The sequence below is a fragment of the Phyllobacterium sp. OV277 genome (assembly GCF_900104355.1).
In the GTDB taxonomy this organism is placed as follows: domain Bacteria; phylum Pseudomonadota; class Alphaproteobacteria; order Rhizobiales; family Rhizobiaceae; genus Phyllobacterium.
This window is the reverse complement of record NZ_FNIY01000012.1, coordinates 15,456-34,409: the sequence shown is the minus strand read 5'-3', so window position 1 is coordinate 34,409 and position 18,954 is coordinate 15,456. Positions and strand designations below refer to the sequence as shown.

Here is an 18,954-nt window from a genome sequence, read left to right as displayed (position 1 = left end):
AAGAAGCATTTGAGTACCAATTTCAAGGCATCTGACACGTCAGCAACGCAGCAAAGCAGCTGGTTGTTGTCGGGGCAGTCAATCCAGCCAGCGGCCGTTATTGTCCCGCAGGCAATTGGAGCGGCATCGCCATCACGTCTCACTGAAACAACCGATGCCGCAGGAAGCATATCCACGACCTACACACTCGCTATCGGCAAAACAGCGCAGGGCCAGGTTAGCACAACGGGCGACCATGACTGGTTCAAGGTCAATCTCGTTGCTGGACAGACCTATACATTTGCCATGGTTGCGACCGGTGTAACCACCGTCCGTCTGGATGACACCTATCTCGTTCTGCGCAATAGCGGCGGCACACAAATCGCTGTTGATGATGATGCAGGACCAGGAACAAATTCAACCATCACTTTCACCGCGACCACATCAGGTACCTATTATCTTGATGCAGGGTCCTACAACAATGGCGGCACCGGGCAATATGGCTTGTCGACCACAACAGGGACCAAGGCCAGCTATGATGAGTTGATGGGTGCAGGTGCCCTGATCAGGCCAGGCGTTTCATGGAGCACACCCGGCACTGCCGCAAATGTTACGTGGGGCGTACGTACAAGCAATTCCGGACAGACCGACGCCTCCGGCAATGCAACCCCCTTTATCGGTCTGACAGCGACGCAAATTACAGCCGTCAAGGCGGCGCTTGCGCAATATTCGGAGGTCGGCAATATCACCTTCACGCAGGTTAATCCCGGCGGGACCACCAACAATGCAACCATGCTGTTTGGTGCTTACAGTTCGAACAGCGATGGCGCCGGCGCCTACGCCAATTATCCGGGAACAACAGCCATTTCCGGCGACGTAAGTCTCAACAACACAAGCGTGTCGACAACATCCATTCCAACCGGAAGCTACAGCGCCTTTGCCATTCTGCATGAGACCGGCCATGCGGTAGGTCTGGCTCATCCGGGAGATTACAATGCGGCGCCAGGACAATCGCTAACCTACGATGCCAATGCCCAGTTCTCGCAAGATGATCAGCAATATTCGGTGATGAGCTATTTTGATGAATCGAACACCACGAGTTCATACAACAGCTATCCCGATACACTGATGCTGTATGATATCCTTGCCGTGCAGCAGCTCTACGGTGCCAATATGACGACCCGTTCGGGCGACACGGTTTATGGGTTCAACACAAATGCTGGCACGATCTATAATTTCAGCGGCAACACCACGCCTGCATTCAGCATATGGGATGGCGGAGGTAACGATACGATCGATGCCTCCGGCTACAGCCAAAATCAGGTCATCAACCTGCATGACGGCACATTCTCTGATATCGGTGGATTGAAAGGCAATGTGTCCATTGCATTCAATGCGACCATCGAAAACGCCATTGGTGGAAGCGGAGCTGACAGCATCGCCGGCAATGCCGTCAGCAACACCCTGACTGGCGGTGCGGGTGCTGACAATTTCTACTTCAAGGACCCGCTCAGCGCTGCTCTCAATGTCGATACCATCACGGATTTCTCCGTGGCCGACGACACAATATGGCTGGACCCGGCAATATTTGCAGCGCTTTCGCCCGGTGGGCCACTCTCGGCAGATGCTTTCCGCATCGGTGCGTCGGCCTTGGATGCCTCCGACCGCATCCTGTATGACAGCAGCAACGGATCACTCTCATACGACAGTGATGGTACCGGCAGTGCCGCTGCCATTCGCTTTGCCAATGTATCCAGCGGACTGGCCATGACGAGTGCGGATTTCCGCGTCGCGGCCTAAGCAGATAGAAGAACCCCGGCGCAAGCCGGGGCTCTTCATACGCTTCCTAAGGCAATGCAGGATAGTCGGTGTAGCCTTTTGCACCACCGCCATAAAAGGTGGCGTTATCTGGCTTGTTAAGATCCGCTTGTTCCCGCAGGCGTTTAACGAGATCGGGGTTGGCGAGAAGCAGCTTTCCAAAGGCAACAAGATCAGCCTCACCTTTTGCAATAACCGTTTCAGCCAGGGCCGGATCGTAAGCATTATTGACCATCCAGGCTGCATGCCCTCCAGCATCCCTGTACGCGGCGCGGAGAGCGATATAATCGAAGGGTTTATCGCCCTGCTGGAAATCCCGTGGGCCGCCTGTAGCACCTTCGATGATGTGGACGTAAGCAAGTTTGTAGGCGGCAAGCTTTTCCACCACATAGGTGAAGAGTGGCTGAGGTTCCGGGTCCGATGAATCATTGGCTGGTGTTACCGGCGATATCCGAATGCCCGTGCGTCCCGCACCAATTTCTTTTGTGATGACGTCAAGCACTTCGAACAGGAAGCGTGCGCGATTTTCGATGGACCCACCATAGGCATCAGTGCGGTGATTGCTGCCGGATCGCAAGAACTGATCAAGAAGATATCCGTTAGCGGCATGAAGTTCCACACCGTCAAAACCCGCATCAACTGCCGCTCTGGCCGCTTTCCGATAGTCTTCAACAATCCCCGGAAGCTCGGCGAGATCAAGCGCACGCGGCTGCGAGGTTTCGGCAAAGGTTCCGCTGCCATCCGCATTGATCAGAAATGTCTTGGATTTCGCTGTAATTGCAGAAGGCGCAACAGGCGCCGCGCCATCGGGCTGAAGAGTATTGTGGGAAATACGGCCCACATGCCACATCTGGACGACGATCTTACCGCCAGCTGCATGCACTGCATCCGTCACCTTTTTCCAGCCTGCCAGCTGATCAGGTGCATAAAGGCCCGGAACATCGGCGTAACCCTGTCCCTGATGACTGATTGCCGTTGCCTCGGTGATCAACAACCCAGCTGTTGCACGCTGGGAATAATAAGTTGCAGCAAGCGCGGTTGGCACGGCATTGGGCGATCGGTTACGCGTGAGCGGAGCCATAACAACACGATTGGCGAGTTCAATATCACCAACTTTGATAGGATCAAAAAGAGTAGGCATGGAAGACCTTTCATTTCAGGGCGAAACTTCTGGGAGGAGCTTTGTCACCGGCGCCCTGACCGATGCAACAAGATCAGATGGAGGCATGCTGGCTAGATTATCTCGGTCATATCGCGCAGGAAGGACGCGATCGTGTCTTCGTTGCGCTTGTAATAGACCCATTGTCCAACGCGCCGGATTGTAACCAGTTCCGCCCGCTGCAAGACAGCAAGGTGCGCAGACACCGCCGACTGGGACAGACCACAGCGTGAGAACTGGCTGGCACACACGCCCAGATCAAGAGGGTGTTCCTGACTGGAGAAATAATGCTCAGGATTCTTCAACCAGTGCACAATCTGCAGTCGGACCGGATGGGCAAGAGCTTTGAGGATCTCATCGTTTTTCATTCCTGATAGATATGAATGAATCGCGATAAGGCAATATATATATCGTAGATACACGATATATTGATGGACCGCTTATTCTATTCGTAGGTCCGGTAAATCACCACGTCAGCTTGTGAACGATGCAGAAGCAGAACAGCTTCTGACATTTCAGGTTGGACTGATCGCCAGATGTTCAAACAATCGAGCCACGGCCTCAGCACCCGGATCAATATGTCCCTCGAGTTGCTTGGCATTGATATAAACCGCGCGCCCCGCTTTGGCACGAACGAGTGTCGCCGTTAGAGTGGCCCCTGTCCGCGCCGCATGGGCGGCAGATTGCAAACTTGCTCCAAGGGCATCCAGCGCAGGAGCAAGGGCATCCACCATAGTCCGGTCGCCAAGGTGTGCCCCACCAATTTCCTGCATGCGGAGCAATCCGGCTTTCAGTGCTTCATGCATGGGTAAACCGTTTGATGCACCGTCACCCGCCGCTGTGAAGAAAATGGCAAGAAGAACACCCGATGAGCCACCCATCGTCTGGCTAAGTTCCAGACCAATCGCGCGCAACAATTGCGCATGATCCGATAGGGATAAACGATCAACCGCTTTGACCAATGCCCTTGCTGCCCCCGCCAGCGTGGAACCGGTATCTCCGTCGCCAGACTTGGCATCCAAGGCATTCAGATCGTGCTCCGCTGAAATGAGCACATTGCAGCAACTGATGAGCAATTCCCGTGTCTCTTTATGATCGGACGGAAGCGGGGCCAATGGCATCAGGCCATCCGGCAGTGCCGCAATAGCAATTGGCTTAACCCGCGAAAGACCCGGCCATGCGGTTAACGATACCAGTTCAGCCAAGGCCTCGAGATCTGACTTATCCGCAGGAAAAACGGAAACAGAAAAACCGTGCATGTCGAGAGAGGTCATCATGGCTGCCGGGCCAACAACATGTGAAATGTTCTTGCCAATTGATGAATTGACCAGTTCATGAACCAGTACCGACATTTCAAGGACAGAGGTACCACCGAGATTATTGATGAGAGCAACATGTGGTGCGTCGTCCATACGGGCCGCAAGCTTGCTGGCAACTGCGCCCATCGCCGTTTTGGCGTCGGTGTAATCTATCTGCTCTACGCCCGCTTCACCATGTATGCCCAAACCGAGTTCCGCCATTCCCGCAGGGATACGGTTCTCTTTGGGTGATCCGGGAACCGTGCAGGTATCAAGCGACATGCCTATGCTTTTTATACCGGAAATGACCCTCTTGGCGGCATGCGTGATGGCCTCCAAAGTTGCACCGCTTTCTGCCATCGCACCGGCAATCTTATGTACAAACAGCGTACCGGCTATTCCGCGCGGCTGCGGCAAGTCTGGCAGCGCAATATCGTCATTGACGATCACCATGTTCACCTTCAGCCCGAAGCTGCGCGCACGTTCTGCCGCAAGGCCGAAATTGAGCCGGTCGCCGGTATAATTCTTCACGATGAGAAGACAACCTGCCGATCCCGTCACTGCCAATATGCCAGCCAGAACCGCATCCGCACTCGGGGACGCAAATACATCACCGCAGACTGCGGCCGTTAACATGCCAGCTCCGACAAAGCCTGCGTGAGCGGGCTCATGACCAGAACCTCCACCCGAAACCAAGGCAACCCTGGATTTGTCCCAGTCGCTGCGAATGACGACGCGAATATGCGGAAAGCCATCAAGGCGGGTAAGTTTACCCTGCGAGGTTGCCAAAATGCCATCAATCGCTTGCGTGACGACATCTTCTCTCTTATTGATAAACTGTGCCATTGAAACTCCCTTAAGCGAGGCGCACGTCGCCAGCATCCTTCGTACAATTTCGTCCCTATATCGGTTATATCCCTTAAAGGCTTTCGTCCGGATTTTCCACGGAGCTTGCGGTCCGGTAACGAAATACCAAGGAAGCCCTGTCAGTTTGATAACAACGCGATTCGGCGCTCGCGAATATTATCAAAACGACTTTGACCTAGCTCGACCACCACCGGGCTCAAAAGGGCAGGATCCATATGGCCACGAGAAAGCGCAGCACCCGTTCATCGTCACGTTCACCGAAGCGGTCATCCTCACGATCTTCGTCGCGGACGTCTTCCACCGGTTCATTATTGGCTCTGGCAGTGATCGTTGGAGTTGGCGCTTTGAGCATCTGGGTAGCGACGCAGCCCAAAAAATCGCAAACAACATTCTCCAGCCTATTCGAGCGTATAGCTACACGTACTGGACAATCGACAGTTGCAAAGCCTGAGACAACAGGAAAACAGCCTGCAAAAAGCGACGCTCAACAAGAAAACAGTCGTGCACTCACGTTGGCGGCTCCTGTGCCACGACCTTCCGTTGCTGTTGGCGTGCAGCCCGTAACGACAAAGCCCATACAGCGGGCAGAACTGCAGCCACTGCAGCCGGAGCAACGTCCACATCTGTCCATCGGCCCTGCAGAAAAGGCAGTCATCCAGACGCCACGCGGCATCAATATGCCCAACATGATGCCATCAGTCGTTTATGCCCGCGAAAGACTGACCTTGCGGAGCAAGGCATGGGATAAGTCCGCCCCTGCGGGCACCGTCGAAAAGGGACGCGAAATGCGCTCTTATAGCAAGACCGGCAAGTGGCATCGTATTGTGGTTCCCGCCACCGATATGATCGGTTGGGTGCATGAAGATATGCTGATCACCGGAAAATCCCACGCTGGCATTTCAAATATGGCAACAGGCGCGATATTTGCCACGCCCAAATCGGCGCCCGTGCAGGCGGTCTATCCACCCCGCCCGGTAGGCCCACAGTAAGAGCCCGGATCGTCGCTGCCTTTGCCACGTTTGATTGACTCTGCAACTCTATGGGTTTGTTTATTTCAGTGCCGACTTGCGACACTCACGCGGAGTACTCGCGAAGCGGCGGCGAAACATCCGGCTGAAATGCGACGAGTCGGAGAAGCCGCATTCAACCGCAATAGTGGTGAATGATTTATCGGTATTTTCAATCAGTTGACGCGCCAGCGACAATCGCATGTCTATGAAGGCCGCCTGCGGAGATGTCCCGAGTACCCGTTTAAAATGCCGTTCGAGGCGGCGCTTGCTGATGCCCAGATGCGTGGCAATCTGGCTAACAGAGATCGGCGCATCCAAGCTTTGCTGTAGCAACAAAAGTGCTTTCCTTACAAAGGGATCGCTGGTGTTGAAATCAAGTGCAGGACTTGGCTGCGGCGATTCTTCCACCTCAGCCTCGTTGATCATCATGATGTGCAGGCTTTTGGTGGCAGGCGCCTTGCCGATATGCTTTTCCACCAGGAATGCGGCCAAATGCGCGGCACTTGCACCGCCGGGGCAGGTAAGTCGGTCACGGTCGACAATGAATATCTGGTTGGACACCGGTCGGAGACCGTCAAATTGCTCCAGGAAATCGGCGTGGTGAAACCAGCTGACGCAACAACGATAACCATCCATCAGCCCGGCATGATGTAGAATGAAGGCACCGGTACAGACGCCGATAAGCGGTACTTTTGCCGCCGCAGCCCGTTGAAGATATCGCAAATATTCTGAATTTAGATTGGGAATCTCGTCAATCAGCCCGCCTATCACTGCGATGTAGTCAAACTTGCCGGGATCACCGAGCCGCTCATTCGGTTCGACCATCACACCGCTGCTCGAAGCTACCGGGTGCATCGTGTTGGACAATACACTCCACGCGCAACGGATTGGCCGACTGCGATCACCTTCGTCGGCCGCCAGCCGCAAAACGTCAATGAAGTTGGCAAAAGCATTTAGCGTGAAGTGCCGCGCTAAAATGAAACCAACCGACAGTTGCAAAGCCTCACCATTTGGGCGGCCCGGCCCTGTTATCCAGCGCTCACGCATGAATACCCTTCCTTCAAGCCAAGTGTCGCATACATAACATGTAATTGACGCATCTATTCTGTTCGAGCGCGCCAGATCCAGCAATAGAATTCAGGAGACAATTTTCAGGCGCCCTCAGAACTACTGGATTGCCCCTATGATACTTACCTATGCTGCGTTCATATCGCTCGGACTAATCTGGGGTTCCAATTTCATCTATATGAAATGGGCTGCCGCCCTTATCAGCCCTGAACAAATCGTCCTTCTGCGAGTATTTTTCGGCTTTCTGCCGCTGGCATTCACGGCTTGGCATAAAGGTATGATCGATCGCAGCCAGTTGCGCCATCTGCCGCATTTCTTCGTCATGTCCGTTGCGGCAACCGCCTTTTACTATTTTGCGATTGTGAAAGGTACACAGTTGCTCCCCTCGGGCATCGCTGGCGTGCTGGGCGGGTCGATAGCCTTGTTCACTTCGATCTCCTCGCTCTTGTTTCTGCAGACTGAGAAATTCAACAGATTAATGGCGATAGGAGTCGTTTTAGGCTTTGTCGGTATTGTTCTGATTACAAGACCCTGGGAGGGAGAAAACAACCCCGTCAACCTGGTAGGTGTTATATGGATGCTGTCAGGTGCGATCGTCCTTGGATTGTCGTATGTTTACGTCCGCCGCTTTCTGTCACCACTCAGCTTGCGGCCTCTGGCGCTTGTCACCTGGCAAATGGGGTTGGCCTTGATTATCCTTCTCCCGCTGACTGATTTCTCCGGGATCGGGCGAATACTAGAGAATTCTCATGCGGCTATCGGCCTTGTGGTTGGACTTGGCGTTCTAGGAACCGGAACTGCCTTTTTGCTTTACTATTTTTTACTGGAAAAACTCGGTGCTATTGCCTCGTCAGGCTCGACCTATATCACACCGGTTGTCGCGTTGCTCATCGGCTGGATCGCCGGTGAGAAAGTGGGCTGGCTGGAATTGGCAGCTGTTATCCTCATTCTCACCGGCATCGCGATGTTGCAGATTGGACGACAACAAGCGGCTCACCAGATACCACCATCTCAAAAACCGTGAGAGGCATCTGGCACTGGTCGCAACTCAGGCATGAGCCGTTGCAGAACTGTATTACCGTCTGCGGGAGGGCCCGACTACGGATTCAACTGATCGTCCGACAGCCAGGATGTGCTGGTCCTGATTCTGAATTCCAGCGATCATAAGTCCAACCGGTGCGTTTCCAGCCTCATGGCATGGGACCGACAAGGCGCAGCCGTCGAAGATGTTAACCGCGGATGGATTGCGCAGCATGCGTCCATTGATCCGGTAATAGGTCTCGTCGTCCTTGATGACTTCAGCGATGGGCGGCGCGATATCTGGCGTCGTCGGCATCAGCATGGCGTCATAACCCGCAGCAGCAGCATTAACGTTGCGTATGAACTGGCGCCTCAATGTTTGCAGATCAACATAATCGGCGGCCAGTATGATTTCACCAGTCTTGATCCGCGCAAGAACGCGAGGGTCGTACTTGTCTGCTCCGTCCTTCAGGAATTTGCGATGCCAGGCATAGGCTTCCGAGGCCGTTATCATTCCTTTGGGATTGATTGTGGGCGTCATCTCAAATTCAGCCATCGGCAGCTCGACGATTTTTGCGCCTGCGGCTGACAATTTCGATAGCGCTGCATGAAAAGCATTTGCCACTTCAGGCGAAAGGTCATTCTGAAAATAAACCTGCGGCACAGCAAACCGCAAATTTTTCAAAGCCAGACTTTTGGGGGCTGCCAGTTTTTGATCCGCGATGCCGCTGTCCAGCAGGATGCAATCTTCTACGGTCCATCCAATTGGACCTGCGGAGTCAAAAGACGTTGAAAGCGGCATGACGCCATCGAGTGTTACCCGCCGCTGTGTCGGCTTGAAGCCGACAAGGCCATTGAGAGCAGCGGGGATGCGCAGTGATCCGCCTGTATCCGTACCAATCGCACCGGCCGCCATTCCGTCCGTTACGGAAATGGCGCCCCCTGACGTCGAACCCCCGGGAATGCGTCCGGTTGCACGATCGAAGATATTTTTGGGAGTGCCGTAATGTGGATTGATGCCAAGACCTGTGTAGGCAAATTCGACCGTATTGGTACGGCCAATTATAATAGCCCCCGCCTCTCTCAAACGCTGGACAACAACGGAATCCTTCGTCGCAGCAGGCTGACCAATCAACACCGTTGATCCGCCAAGTGTCGTTTCTCCAGCTTCGTCAAACAAATCCTTCACGGATATGGGGATACCGGCAAGAACTGGCAGCTTGTGACCTTGCTTGCGCTTTGCATCGATTGCGTCAGCCGCGAGCTTCGCCTTCTCGGCATGAACCTTGATGAATGAAGGCTTGCCTTCACCGTTAGGGTCATTGATCGCGGCCAACGCTTCGTCAACCAATTGCCGGCTTGTGATTTTGCCCTCTGAAAGGCTGCGTGAAAGGTCCGTAATCGATCGATCGTGCATGGAGTTTCCTGATGTAGAAGCATTGTGCGCGAGCGCATGGGGAAGGAAAGAATTGACGCCAGCCATGGCTGCGCCAATAGCACTTGCCTGAAGGATCGCGCGCCGTTCTTTATCCATCATGTGCCCCTCGTGTTGGTGGTGGGAGTATAAGCTCGGCTAATTGTTTCAGCTTATTGGGTAGGGGAGAAGAGAGCTAGGCAGGAGCCTCTCACAATATCGTCTTCAAGCGACCATAGGTAAGACGTGCGCATTGTATGTGTGCCTGATTGTCCGCTTCAACACGGGATCATTCAGTTCCATTTCGAACCGATCTGATGACCTTATTCCCCCGATCGCTGCCAAGGTGCCGCAGAACATCGCTGTTCCGGACGCCAGGGGTGCGTTTTCGGTATGACGGCGGATCAATTCCCCGGGATTCAACAGCGATGCCACGCTACCTTCCTGATAGAGAACGCGTTCACCAGAAACCGTAATCCATGATCGAAGCTGTAATTCGTCCCAGTGCTTTTCCACCTCTTCAAATCGCCACAACGCGCGTGCCACAGGCTTGGTACAAAGTTGTTTCGAGACTGCGACGGAATAAGTTTCCACCTTGCGATCCGTATGGTCTGATCCAAGACCAACGAAGAGTTCTCCGTCCAACGACAAAATCATGATCTCTGCCTCCCCCGAACTTTCAGGCCCGAGGACCTCAACTTCAGAGGCGGTCGTCAACTGATCTGCCGCGACCCGATAATAGAGTGGCACGGTGCTGGGCCGGGGAACACCCAGCACCGCGAGTTCTTCGATATGGTGCTCGACGGCCGCAACATTGCGTCCCGCCCAGCCCGCAATGACGAGAGAGTTGATTGGAGCACGCAACTCTCGGCCGTCAGGTAGTACAAAGGAAAGGACATTCATGACAAAGCTCCTGTTTATTGGATCATCCGGTTGAAAGGGCAATTAGTCTTCCAGTGGCCTGCGTGCTGTTTCACGGGCAAACAACAGGGCAAGACCCGTTACGCACAAAGCGCCAGCCACGTAGAGAGAGATTGCGACGGTGTGGTTATAATTTTGGAACAATGCCGCGATGATCAAGGGCGCAAAACCACCACCGACAATCCCCGCAAATGTATAGGCGAGGGATGAACCACTGTAGCGAACTCTGGTCGGAAATTGCTCAATCACGAAGGAGGCCTGTGGCCCGTACATGGCGGCGTGTAGAAGTAATCCGACAACGACAGCTAAAACGATCATCAGCGGTTGCGCCGTGTCGAGAAGCATAAAAAACACAAACGCCCAAACAATAGCGCCAGCTGTACCAAGACCATAAACCGTGCGCCGTCCCCAACGGTCCGACAAGGCTCCAAAGAAAGGCACGGCTATGGCGTTGCAGGCAGTGCCAATGAGCACAGCAACGAGGGCCGTTGAGCGCGGCAGATGCAATACGGTCGTAACGTAAGTCAGCGTAAAGACGACAATCAAACCATACAGGACATCAGACCCGATACGGGACCCGCCGGCAAGAAGCAGACGACGCCAGTGAAGACTCAGGACTTCCTTGATGGGTGCTTTTGCTTTGGCCGCTGACTCCTCTAGGCTCTTAAACATTGGGGACTCACCTACCCCACTCCTCACCCAAAGGCCGAACGTGACCAGAGCAAGGCTGACGATGAAAGGAATGCGCCAGCCCCAGGCCAGGAATGCCTCGTCAGACATCGTCGCTGTAATCGCTGCAATCAAACCTGTGCCAAGCAATGTCCCAAATGACGGACCTACCTGAGTCCATGATGCATTGAGCCCCCGCCGATCCTGCCTGCCATGCTCCACCGAGAGCAGAACAGCCCCTGCCCATTCGCCGCCGAGAGCGACGCCCTGCAGGAAGCGCAGTGCAACCAGAAGCAGCGGCGCGAGTGCTCCAATTGATGCATAGGTTGGAAGCAGACCCATCAGAGCGGTTGTCAGGCCCATTGCGATCAATGTTGCCACCAGTACCGCACGGCGGCCCAGCTTATCGCCAAGATGACCAAATATAATGCCGCCCAAGGGCCTCGACACATAACCAACTGCATAGGTCGAAAAGGCGAGGATGGTTCCTGCCAACGGATCGAAATTGGGAAAGAACAGGTGGCTGAATACCAGCGCCGCCATAGTGTTATAAATGGTGAAATCATACCACTCAAGCGTGGTACCCACCATGCTGGCTGTGGCCAGCCGTTTGGTTTGATTTTGGGAATGAGCGGGTGCTTGGATGTGGTCGACAGTGCTTACAGTTTGCATGAGTAACCCCTCTATTGTTTTTCTTGTAGGTAAGATTGTTCGTCGGAGGGCACGCCCTTGCGAAGATGGGCGTGCGAGGCATTTCAGTTTTAGTCCTTCTTGGTTGGTCCAGAGCCAAAGTGAGCGGTTTAAGCGGCGACGGTCTGCGTGTCGCTCAAATGTGACGACAAGTCGGATGCCTGCAGTCGCCACAGCAACTCAAGGAACGCCGTTTGCAAGGATGTGCCAGGTGAGATGAAATTGCTCGCCTTGGCGGCAGCTTCGCGAACCGCGTTTTCACTGCTGGCCTCAATCAACAGGATGGGATCGAGAACACGTCCATCTCTCGCTTCATTGGGCAATGGCGTGGATTTGATCGTGTCCGGAATAAGAAGCGACGTGGAAATAACACCCGGCAGCTCCTGAACAATTGCCCCTGCCCCACGAAGCGCCACGGTTTCCATTTCAGTTGGCAACCGATCAAGCCGCAGAACCGCCAGATATGCTCCGGTTCCAAATCCTGTCTCGGCAGTCACAGAACAGACGCGGCGCATCGGATCAATCATCCGGCCCAGATTGGTTACAGACCATGGGGTCTGACGTGTGAAGGCTTTCTCGTAGGCGGGGCTGGCGAAAACATCGAGGGACGTTGTTCTGTAGAGACCGAGGTAACGGCGACCCGCACCAATAATCTGATACCGTGTGCCGGAACTGAAACCCGGAATGCGCACGCGTTCTTCCACATGCTCCCGGTCATACCATCGATTATAATCATCTTCGCCCGAAGGGTCGACATCAGACCAGACAAACAGCATACCCGACGGTGCTGGAACTGCCTCTTCCTGCGTTGCGGTGTTTGGTCCTGTCATTTGATCAATGCCTCCATAATGATGAGGTAAAGAACAACGAACAAGTGAGTTTGGGTCAAACGCGTTTTTCCGATCACGAGTGATCGATAAAACTGTTTGAAGCCGGGCAATCAATTTTCGGCTCCCACAAACCATCTTTTAAAGCCAAGAAAACAGCTAAGCTTATGAATTATATAGCTTCTATCTGCTTTCCTCGGGTCCGGGGATAGCGAAGTCAGGGCCTACACTGAGCGCATACTGCGCAGCCTCCTGCCGCGCCATGGCGCCGATGACCTCGACTGTCTGACTACTCGGGTCTGTCATAAGGCTGGCCATAAGATGCAGTTGAACCATGCGGGTGGCGCATGGGATAACAACCAATCGTCCTGCAGACAGTTCGTCACGGAAAGGCGCCAAAGGCACAAGTGCCGCACCGAAACCTGCACTCACCAAACGCGATATTGCAGCAAGTGAGCTTACGCAATGCACGCGTTTGGGTTGAATCCCGGCATCCCGGCAAGCCTGCAAAAGTGCGTCGTGAGGCTGCGATCCCCGTGACATTGTTATGGCTGGCCGTTGGACAAATCGTGCAATAGGCAATGGACTTCCGTCGCCCCAATCGTCATCGGGCCTGCCGATCCACGCCATCGGCATCGTTCCCATCCGCTGATTGAGAATTCCGTCACCCAGAATGGCATTGGTCTGCAAGGCAATATCAAGCTGCCCTCGCCGCAACTGTTCGTGCAGCCGGATCGTCGGCTCCGCAGTCAGTTCGATTTCCAGTTCCCCATGCGCCTGACGTACACGCTCCAGAAATGGGATGAGCCAAGTGTAGAGAATGGTTTCGACAGCACCAATGCGTACGGTACCGGTTAGCTTGGCACCGGGCGCCAATGCCCCATTCATCTCACGGGAGAGATCCAAGATGCGCTCCGCATAGTCGAGCAACATGCGTCCTGCGGTTGTAATGCGAACTTCGCGAACTTCGCGGTCGAACAGGCGTTTTCCGAACTCGCTTTCGAGTGAGGCGATACGGCTGGAAATGGCGCTTTGTGTCATATTGAGCCGGTCAGCCGCACTACGGAAACTGCCCAGTCGCGCCACCCACACGAATGCTTCCAGAAATCGCGTGTTCATACCGATAGTCTCCAATTTGGGTAGCTAAGCCCTGGTAGAAAAAGACGCGGCACACCTCATATCAGCAAAGGGAGACGACCAACGGACTGCCAACAGGTTTCGCTCAATCACCTCTGTTCAATGCGCCTGAGTACGGATTCAAGAGCGAGTGTCAGAGCCTTTGTTCCACCATTGTCGGTAAATTCGGTGAACACCTGCTCGTTGAGACCGCCCTTTGTCGAAAACTCAGACGCCATTTCCTCGAATGATTGCGCCTGCGATGCGCCCGTTACATGGGACAGTCCGCCAAACAGCTGTCTTAAATAGCTGCTCGCCTCATCATAGGACATTCCTTCCGCTTCAAGCCAACGGGCGCTTGTTTCCAACAACCCAAAATACGTGGCCATCAGCGCACTCGCTGCCCCAAAAAGATTGTACTGCTTGAGGTCTTTTGCTTGAACTGCAACGCCAAGCGGGGAAAACAGGTCAGCGATCAGGTCGTTGGGCGGATAGATTGCCGTCGCGCCCTGTAACTCAGCCACGAATGGCAGCGGGATTGTCCGGGTAATCGTGACTGGTACCTTGATCCAGCTGGCGAGTGTCTCGATTTGGACGGCAGCAATAAAGCTCACGACCTGCATATGTTCGCGAAATCTAAGCTCGGCTATCACTTCTTCGGCAATTTGCGGTCTTATTGCAAGAAACACGATATCAGCGCTGTCAATCACATCCTGATTGTCCATTCCCATGCGCACGATGGGAAATTTCGCTGCCAGCCGGGATGCGATGTGCGCACTGCGCGGCGAAACCACGACAGCACTGATATCCGATCTTGATTTCATCAAGCCAGTGATAACTGCCTCGGTGATCGCACCAGATCCTACAAAACCTAACTTCATCATTCCCCGCAGTGTTGACGTATCCCATCTATCATAATGCAATCCAGTCGCCGAGCTTTGCAAACGCTTTGAAACAGGTAGGCAGATGCCAACTCAACCGGTCAAGCCAGCGCGAATATACTTCGCCATTTCTGATACGGGCGACGTTACACTGCCTTTCGCTATATGCAGACCGATAGAAAACTGGGGCAGATCAGGAAGGCCGTCATCGACTGTCAATATGCGAAGATCCGCCGGAACCGTACTGGTCAACAATGCTGTGATAGCAAGGTCAGCCCGCACCATGGCCATGGTCGCCTCAATATTACCGTTCTCGAAGACTGTTCTCCACGGTCGCGCCTGATACCCGAGTGCAGAAAGAACCGCGGGGCGGAACGCACAGGTTTCAGCGACCATCGATACAGGCAGGGGTGTCTTCAAATGCGCTCCGCCATTTCTGGCACCGATCCAGACAAGCTGCTCCACACGCGAGTATTCAGCCTGATCTGAATCGACTTCCTCTTCGAGAAGGACAAGATCGACCTCCCGCCTGTCCAGCGCAGTCGTTAATTCAGGTGAAGACGCGCACATCAAAGACACTTCGACGAGCGGATAAGCTTCGGCATAAGCTTTCAGAACCGGCACGGTGATGACGCTGACGAGATCATAGGGCAAACCAAGCCTGACTTTTCCCTGCAGAGCATCCGCTGTCATCTCCGACCAGATATCATCATTAAGCGCCAGAATACGCCGTGCCTTGGTAAGCAGTCGTTCGCCTGGGGGTGTCAGTCGAAGACCACGGCGATTCCGTTCAAAAAGGGGCGATCCGAGCATATCCTCAAATCGCTTGATCTGCTGACTGACAGCACTCTGCGTTAGGTAACGTGCATTTGCAGCGGCCGTCATGCTGCCATGATCAGCAACCGCCATAAATGTTCTGAGAAGGTCGATATCCAGATTTCGCGACATCCAAGCATTATGAACGATAATGTCAGATACCTTCAACATTAATTTTCTTGATCTGAAATTTCAGCTTAAGTTCCAACCTCTCTGGATGTCAAAGTTGGGTGCGCTTTTCCAACGGATGCCAGCAGGTTTAGCGCACCAAACAGAATTAGCCGTCAGAAGGATTTGGCATGATAGAACCGACGCTTGCGCAGGTTACTGAACTGATTGGCCTGATTTATCAGGCTGCCCACAATCCTGAACAATGGAATCCTGCGGTCAAGACGATACGCGAATTTCTGGACAGCCCCAGCATACCAGTCACCAATCACTCCATTTACAAGCTGGCAAGCAATGCATTTTCAGCCAATCCGGGCCATGGCTATTTCCCGAATTACGGCGATGGTCTGGATCAGTCTCAAGCCGCCAGCAATTTTTCTTTCGCCAGAGGCTCCGAGAAACTCTCCTCCGGCACGAACATCTTTGATATCAGCCAATATAGCCGCCGCGACTTTGGCAAGACGCGGGTAAAATCGCACAATCCCCATGATAGATCATACGATGACCGTACAACTGACAATGCAATGCTGATTGATATAAAGCGTAATGCCAAACCCAACACATGCAACTACAAGGATGTTGAAATTTTTGAGCTGCTGGTTCCGCATTTCGAACGGGCAAGCCTGATTAACAAGCAGATAAAAGTCGCGAACGCATTGCGTTCTACATTTTCACGTCTGTCTTTCGGCATAATGCTGGTTACTCCAGACCTGCGCATTCTTGAAATCAATGATATTGCCAAAGCCTGGCTCACAACCGACGAGACAGCCTTGACGCTACGAGATGGATTTCTTGCAGCCAAGCCCGATATTCTTCGTCCACTGCGAAAACTGATTGCTGAAGCCTGTGGGTACGGCGTGGGTGGCGGGACAACCGGCTCAGAAGGACGAATCGTATTGGAAAAAAGCTCGGAAACCGCGGCGGGAGCAGACTGTGTTCTGGAAGTTGCGCCAGCGTTCGATGCGTCCTTCCCAACGGGCACTAGGGGATACTGCGCGACTGTCGTCATGAAGAAAATACATATGGCGAATTCGGAAGGTCTGAACGAACATATCCGCGCTGTTTTCAAGCTGACCCCATCCGAAGCCAGATTGGCTTGTCTGATTGCGTCAGGTCTTTCGCTGAAAGACGCAGCAAAGATGACAAACCTAAAGAACTCCACGGCGCGCGCTTATGTGGAGCGGCTGTTTCACAAGACCGGCACGCATCAGCAAAGCCAATTGGTTGCGTTACTCAAGAATACCGCGCCTGCTCTTATCAGGTCCGAGTTGCCGGACTAAGTTTATGAAAGCATCATTGTAGCCGCTTCCGCCTCTGTTGGCGCTGCCGCCTGTGCGCCAATAAACTTGCAGAACAACTCACCCTGAGAGGAAATTTTCAGTTTGGCGTAGATGCGTTTGCGATGAACCTTGATCGTTTCCGGGCTGTTGCCGAGCAAACGAGCAATGGATTTTGTTGAATGTCCTTTCAGCATCAACCGAACGATCTCAGCTTCGCGGGTACTTAATCTCGTGGTGCCAAAGCGGTCAAACACCAGTCCCATATCGGGAGAAGCCTGATTGCCAGGAACATCGAGATTGGGCCAATGTTTGTGGCACAGTGCCGCGATAACGGGCAACAACGCATCCAGTTGCGCAGTTGCCTCTGGAGGACAATGCACGTCGGAGTAGCGTTGCCCAAGAGATAGAGCAATGCTGGTGCCGTTCCCGGCACCAACAAAAATGGTCACTTCATCACGCAGGCCAATCTCAGAATAAAAGATTTTGTAATATTCGGTTGTTTTAAAATCATCGGGCGCACATTCCTCGAGGCTGACGACACGATTGCCGATATCGGACTTGAAGAGCCCATAAAACGGGTCAAGCAAATAGGCGTGGCTTAGATAAGGACCAACTGTGCGCCGCGTCGCTTCGGCATCCAGATTGGAATAGAGCTGACGCGGTGGCAAATCTTGCGAGAACACCGAAATAAAAATACTGTCAAAGTTGAACACGCTCAGACATAGATTGCCAAGCATCTCCGGAAAGCCGCCACTACCGACCGCTGTCACTGCATTGGCTATATAGGTCATCTGGCTGGTCGTGGAATGGTCCATTCGATTACTCCAGTTGATGCTTTCCTGTCGGGCAAGCGCACTCATGCGGGTTCTTGTTGCGTAATACAGTGAATGCCGCCACCGCCAATGGCAATGGAGTCGATCCGCACTTCGCGCACGCGGCGTTCCGGGAAGAGTGAACGGAAGATGCCGCGCACCAGCGTGTCGGAGGCAACACCGTAAACGGGCATGACCACACCGCCATTGACCAGATAGGAATTGACATAAGAACGGCAGAACTTCGGATGATCGGAAGGCGCTTCGACAGCTTCGGGCACGGTCACGATCCTGATCCGCCGTCCTTTGGCATCCGTCTGACCTTCCATCGCATCAAGGTTCTTCTGGATATAATCATTCCATTCGTTCGGCTCGGTACCGGGGCTTTCCATCAGAACAACACCGGGAGCGACGAAAACGGCAATACCATCAACATGGCCATCAGTTTCGTTTTCCAGAGGATTGCCGGGCAACCAGATTACCTTCTCGCCGCCAAGCATCTCCATCAACTCATTCTCGATTGCCTCCTTGGTCCAACCGGGATTGCGGTTGATATTGGGAAAGCAAGTCTCGGTCGTGATGATTGTCCCCTCGCCGTCAACACTGACGCCGCCGCCCTCAGCGACGAGGTTCGACGTAAATGACTTCACATCGGCTGTGTCGCAAACAATTGCAGAAAATCCAGCGTCCCCATCATGCGGATGATATTTTCCACCCCAGGCATTGAAGCGGAATTGCGTGCCGGCCCGCTGGCCATCCGCATTGCGCAGAAAGCACGGACCAGCATCGCGCGCCCAACTGTCATTAATGTCGGCCTTGATGATATCAATATTGTCGTCAAGCATAGCCCGCGCCCCGGCAAAATCTTCCGGACGAACAGACATTGTCACCGGCTCGAATTCACGGATTGCATGGGCCACCGCCGCATAGTCGCGTCTGGTGGCATCAATATCAGTCCATATCTCTGCGCGGCATGGCCACATCATCCAGGTACGTTTGTGTGCGGCCCATTCCGGGGGCATTTTAAAGCCTGCCTGGCGTGGCGTCTGGTTGGTCACTGGCGCTTCCTTTGAATAGAAATTTCTCATCAATTAAATTGGTCTTGATGCTCTATCTCTAGTTAATCCGAGGATTTTCTGTT

Annotated in this window: 18 protein-coding genes; 4 read left to right on the top strand and 14 right to left on the bottom strand. The window is 53.6% G+C overall.

Going from position 1 to position 18,954, the window contains the following annotated elements:
• The first annotated feature begins 66 nt into the window (after nt 1-66).
• The gene (locus BLU05_RS23535; RefSeq protein ID WP_210184632.1) at nt 67-1,779 is read left to right on the top strand and encodes a M10 family metallopeptidase C-terminal domain-containing protein; all 1,713 of its coding nucleotides are present in this window, start codon (nt 67-69) and stop codon (nt 1,777-1,779) included.
• 46 nt (nt 1,780-1,825) lie between these two features.
• Here the strand turns inward: BLU05_RS23535 and BLU05_RS23530 are convergent, their stop codons facing one another.
• The 4 genes from BLU05_RS23530 to BLU05_RS26335 all read right to left on the bottom strand — a co-directional run bounded on the left by BLU05_RS23530 (nt 1,826) and on the right by BLU05_RS26335 (nt 5,473).
• A complete protein-coding gene (locus BLU05_RS23530) occupies nt 1,826-2,938 on the bottom strand; it encodes an alkene reductase (protein WP_091885704.1) in 1,113 nt (370 codons plus the stop codon).
• A 92-nt stretch (nt 2,939-3,030) separates the two neighbouring features.
• Complete coding sequence (locus tag BLU05_RS23525) at nt 3,031-3,324, bottom strand: ArsR/SmtB family transcription factor (protein ID WP_091885701.1); 294 nt, start codon at nt 3,322-3,324, stop codon at nt 3,031-3,033.
• A gap of 147 nt (nt 3,325-3,471) precedes the next feature.
• A complete protein-coding gene (locus tag BLU05_RS23520; protein WP_091885699.1) occupies nt 3,472-5,100 on the bottom strand; it encodes a dihydroxyacetone kinase subunit DhaK in 1,629 nt (542 codons plus the stop codon).
• Nucleotides 5,101-5,317: 217 nt separating this feature from the next.
• Nucleotides 5,318-5,473 (bottom strand): hypothetical protein, encoded by a 156-nt coding sequence (locus tag BLU05_RS26335; RefSeq protein ID WP_175540729.1) that lies wholly within the window; start codon nt 5,471-5,473, stop codon nt 5,318-5,320.
• Between the two features lie 172 nt (nt 5,474-5,645).
• Between BLU05_RS26335 and BLU05_RS23515 the strand changes: the two genes are divergently transcribed.
• A complete protein-coding gene (locus tag BLU05_RS23515) occupies nt 5,646-6,110 on the top strand; it encodes a hypothetical protein (protein WP_139210511.1) in 465 nt (154 codons plus the stop codon).
• 60 nt (nt 6,111-6,170) lie between these two features.
• On the opposite strand, the gene BLU05_RS23510 is transcribed toward BLU05_RS23515, so the two are convergent.
• Entirely contained in the window at nt 6,171-7,178 is a 1,008-nt protein-coding gene (locus BLU05_RS23510) for a GlxA family transcriptional regulator (protein ID WP_091885693.1), read from the bottom strand.
• A gap of 136 nt (nt 7,179-7,314) precedes the next feature.
• Between BLU05_RS23510 and BLU05_RS23505 the strand changes: the two genes are divergently transcribed.
• Nucleotides 7,315-8,223, top strand: a complete 909-nt coding sequence (locus BLU05_RS23505) for a DMT family transporter (protein WP_091885690.1) — start codon at nt 7,315-7,317, stop codon at nt 8,221-8,223.
• Nucleotides 8,224-8,274: 51 nt separating this feature from the next.
• On the opposite strand, the gene BLU05_RS23500 is transcribed toward BLU05_RS23505, so the two are convergent.
• The 7 genes from BLU05_RS23500 to BLU05_RS23470 form a co-directional block, all read right to left on the bottom strand.
• Nucleotides 8,275-9,756 carry an amidase gene (locus tag BLU05_RS23500; RefSeq protein ID WP_091885687.1) on the bottom strand — a complete coding sequence of 494 codons (1,482 nt, stop codon included), beginning with the start codon at nt 9,754-9,756 and terminating at the stop codon, nt 8,275-8,277.
• A 102-nt stretch (nt 9,757-9,858) separates the two neighbouring features.
• Nucleotides 9,859-10,536 carry a DUF2848 domain-containing protein gene (locus BLU05_RS23495; RefSeq protein WP_091885874.1) on the bottom strand — a complete coding sequence of 226 codons (678 nt, stop codon included), beginning with the start codon at nt 10,534-10,536 and terminating at the stop codon, nt 9,859-9,861.
• Between the two features lie 42 nt (nt 10,537-10,578).
• A complete protein-coding gene (locus BLU05_RS23490) occupies nt 10,579-11,895 on the bottom strand; it encodes an MFS transporter (RefSeq protein WP_175540728.1) in 1,317 nt (438 codons plus the stop codon).
• A gap of 128 nt (nt 11,896-12,023) precedes the next feature.
• Entirely contained in the window at nt 12,024-12,743 is a 720-nt protein-coding gene (locus tag BLU05_RS23485) for a DUF4286 family protein (protein ID WP_091885681.1), read from the bottom strand.
• A 180-nt stretch (nt 12,744-12,923) separates the two neighbouring features.
• Nucleotides 12,924-13,859 (bottom strand): LysR family transcriptional regulator, encoded by a 936-nt coding sequence (locus BLU05_RS23480; protein ID WP_091885678.1) that lies wholly within the window; start codon nt 13,857-13,859, stop codon nt 12,924-12,926.
• Nucleotides 13,860-13,966: 107 nt separating this feature from the next.
• Entirely contained in the window at nt 13,967-14,737 is a 771-nt protein-coding gene (locus tag BLU05_RS23475; RefSeq protein WP_091885872.1) for a pyrroline-5-carboxylate reductase, read from the bottom strand.
• A gap of 93 nt (nt 14,738-14,830) precedes the next feature.
• Complete coding sequence (locus BLU05_RS23470; RefSeq protein ID WP_244518511.1) at nt 14,831-15,724, bottom strand: LysR family transcriptional regulator; 894 nt, start codon at nt 15,722-15,724, stop codon at nt 14,831-14,833.
• A gap of 128 nt (nt 15,725-15,852) precedes the next feature.
• On the opposite strand from BLU05_RS23470, the gene BLU05_RS23465 reads away from it, so the two are divergent.
• Nucleotides 15,853-17,001 carry a helix-turn-helix transcriptional regulator gene (locus BLU05_RS23465; protein ID WP_091885675.1) on the top strand — a complete coding sequence of 383 codons (1,149 nt, stop codon included), beginning with the start codon at nt 15,853-15,855 and terminating at the stop codon, nt 16,999-17,001.
• Between the two features lie 2 nt (nt 17,002-17,003).
• Here BLU05_RS23465 and BLU05_RS23460 read toward each other — a convergent pair whose 3' ends face one another.
• Nucleotides 17,004-17,861 (bottom strand): helix-turn-helix transcriptional regulator, encoded by an 858-nt coding sequence (locus BLU05_RS23460; protein ID WP_091885672.1) that lies wholly within the window; start codon nt 17,859-17,861, stop codon nt 17,004-17,006.
• Nucleotides 17,858-18,871 carry an agmatine deiminase family protein gene (locus BLU05_RS23455; RefSeq protein WP_210184631.1) on the bottom strand — a complete coding sequence of 338 codons (1,014 nt, stop codon included), beginning with the start codon at nt 18,869-18,871 and terminating at the stop codon, nt 17,858-17,860. The genes BLU05_RS23460 and BLU05_RS23455 overlap by 4 nt, the downstream gene beginning before the upstream one ends.
• Between the last annotated feature and the right edge of the window lie 83 nt (nt 18,872-18,954).

Bases quoted from the DNA above. Each gene is read 5' to 3' on its own strand.
- BLU05_RS23530 (WP_091885704.1), bottom strand. From the start codon at position 2,938: ATGCCTACTCTTTTTGATCCTATCAAAGTTGGTGATATTGAACTCGCC.
- BLU05_RS23525 (WP_091885701.1), bottom strand. From the start codon at position 3,324: ATGAAAAACGATGAGATCCTCAAAGCTCTTGCCCATCCGGTCCGACTG.
- BLU05_RS23520 (WP_091885699.1), bottom strand. From the start codon at position 5,100: ATGGCACAGTTTATCAATAAGAGAGAAGATGTCGTCACGCAAGCGATT.
- BLU05_RS26335 (WP_175540729.1), bottom strand. From the start codon at position 5,473: ATGCTCAAAGCGCCAACTCCAACGATCACTGCCAGAGCCAATAATGAA.
- BLU05_RS23510 (WP_091885693.1), bottom strand. From the start codon at position 7,178: ATGCGTGAGCGCTGGATAACAGGGCCGGGCCGCCCAAATGGTGAGGCT.
- BLU05_RS23505 (WP_091885690.1), top strand. From the start codon at position 7,315: ATGATACTTACCTATGCTGCGTTCATATCGCTCGGACTAATCTGGGGT.
- BLU05_RS23500 (WP_091885687.1), bottom strand. From the start codon at position 9,756: ATGATGGATAAAGAACGGCGCGCGATCCTTCAGGCAAGTGCTATTGGC.
- BLU05_RS23495 (WP_091885874.1), bottom strand. From the start codon at position 10,536: ATGAATGTCCTTTCCTTTGTACTACCTGACGGCCGAGAGTTGCGTGCT.
- BLU05_RS23490 (WP_175540728.1), bottom strand. From the start codon at position 11,895: ATGCAAACTGTAAGCACTGTCGACCACATCCAAGCACCCGCTCATTCC.
- BLU05_RS23485 (WP_091885681.1), bottom strand. From the start codon at position 12,743: ATGACAGGACCAAACACCGCAACGCAGGAAGAGGCAGTTCCAGCACCG.
- BLU05_RS23480 (WP_091885678.1), bottom strand. From the start codon at position 13,859: ATGAACACGCGATTTCTGGAAGCATTCGTGTGGGTGGCGCGACTGGGC.
- BLU05_RS23475 (WP_091885872.1), bottom strand. From the start codon at position 14,737: ATGAAGTTAGGTTTTGTAGGATCTGGTGCGATCACCGAGGCAGTTATC.
- BLU05_RS23470 (WP_244518511.1), bottom strand. From the start codon at position 15,724: ATGTTGAAGGTATCTGACATTATCGTTCATAATGCTTGGATGTCGCGA.
- BLU05_RS23465 (WP_091885675.1), top strand. From the start codon at position 15,853: ATGATAGAACCGACGCTTGCGCAGGTTACTGAACTGATTGGCCTGATT.
- BLU05_RS23460 (WP_091885672.1), bottom strand. From the start codon at position 17,861: ATGAGTGCGCTTGCCCGACAGGAAAGCATCAACTGGAGTAATCGAATG.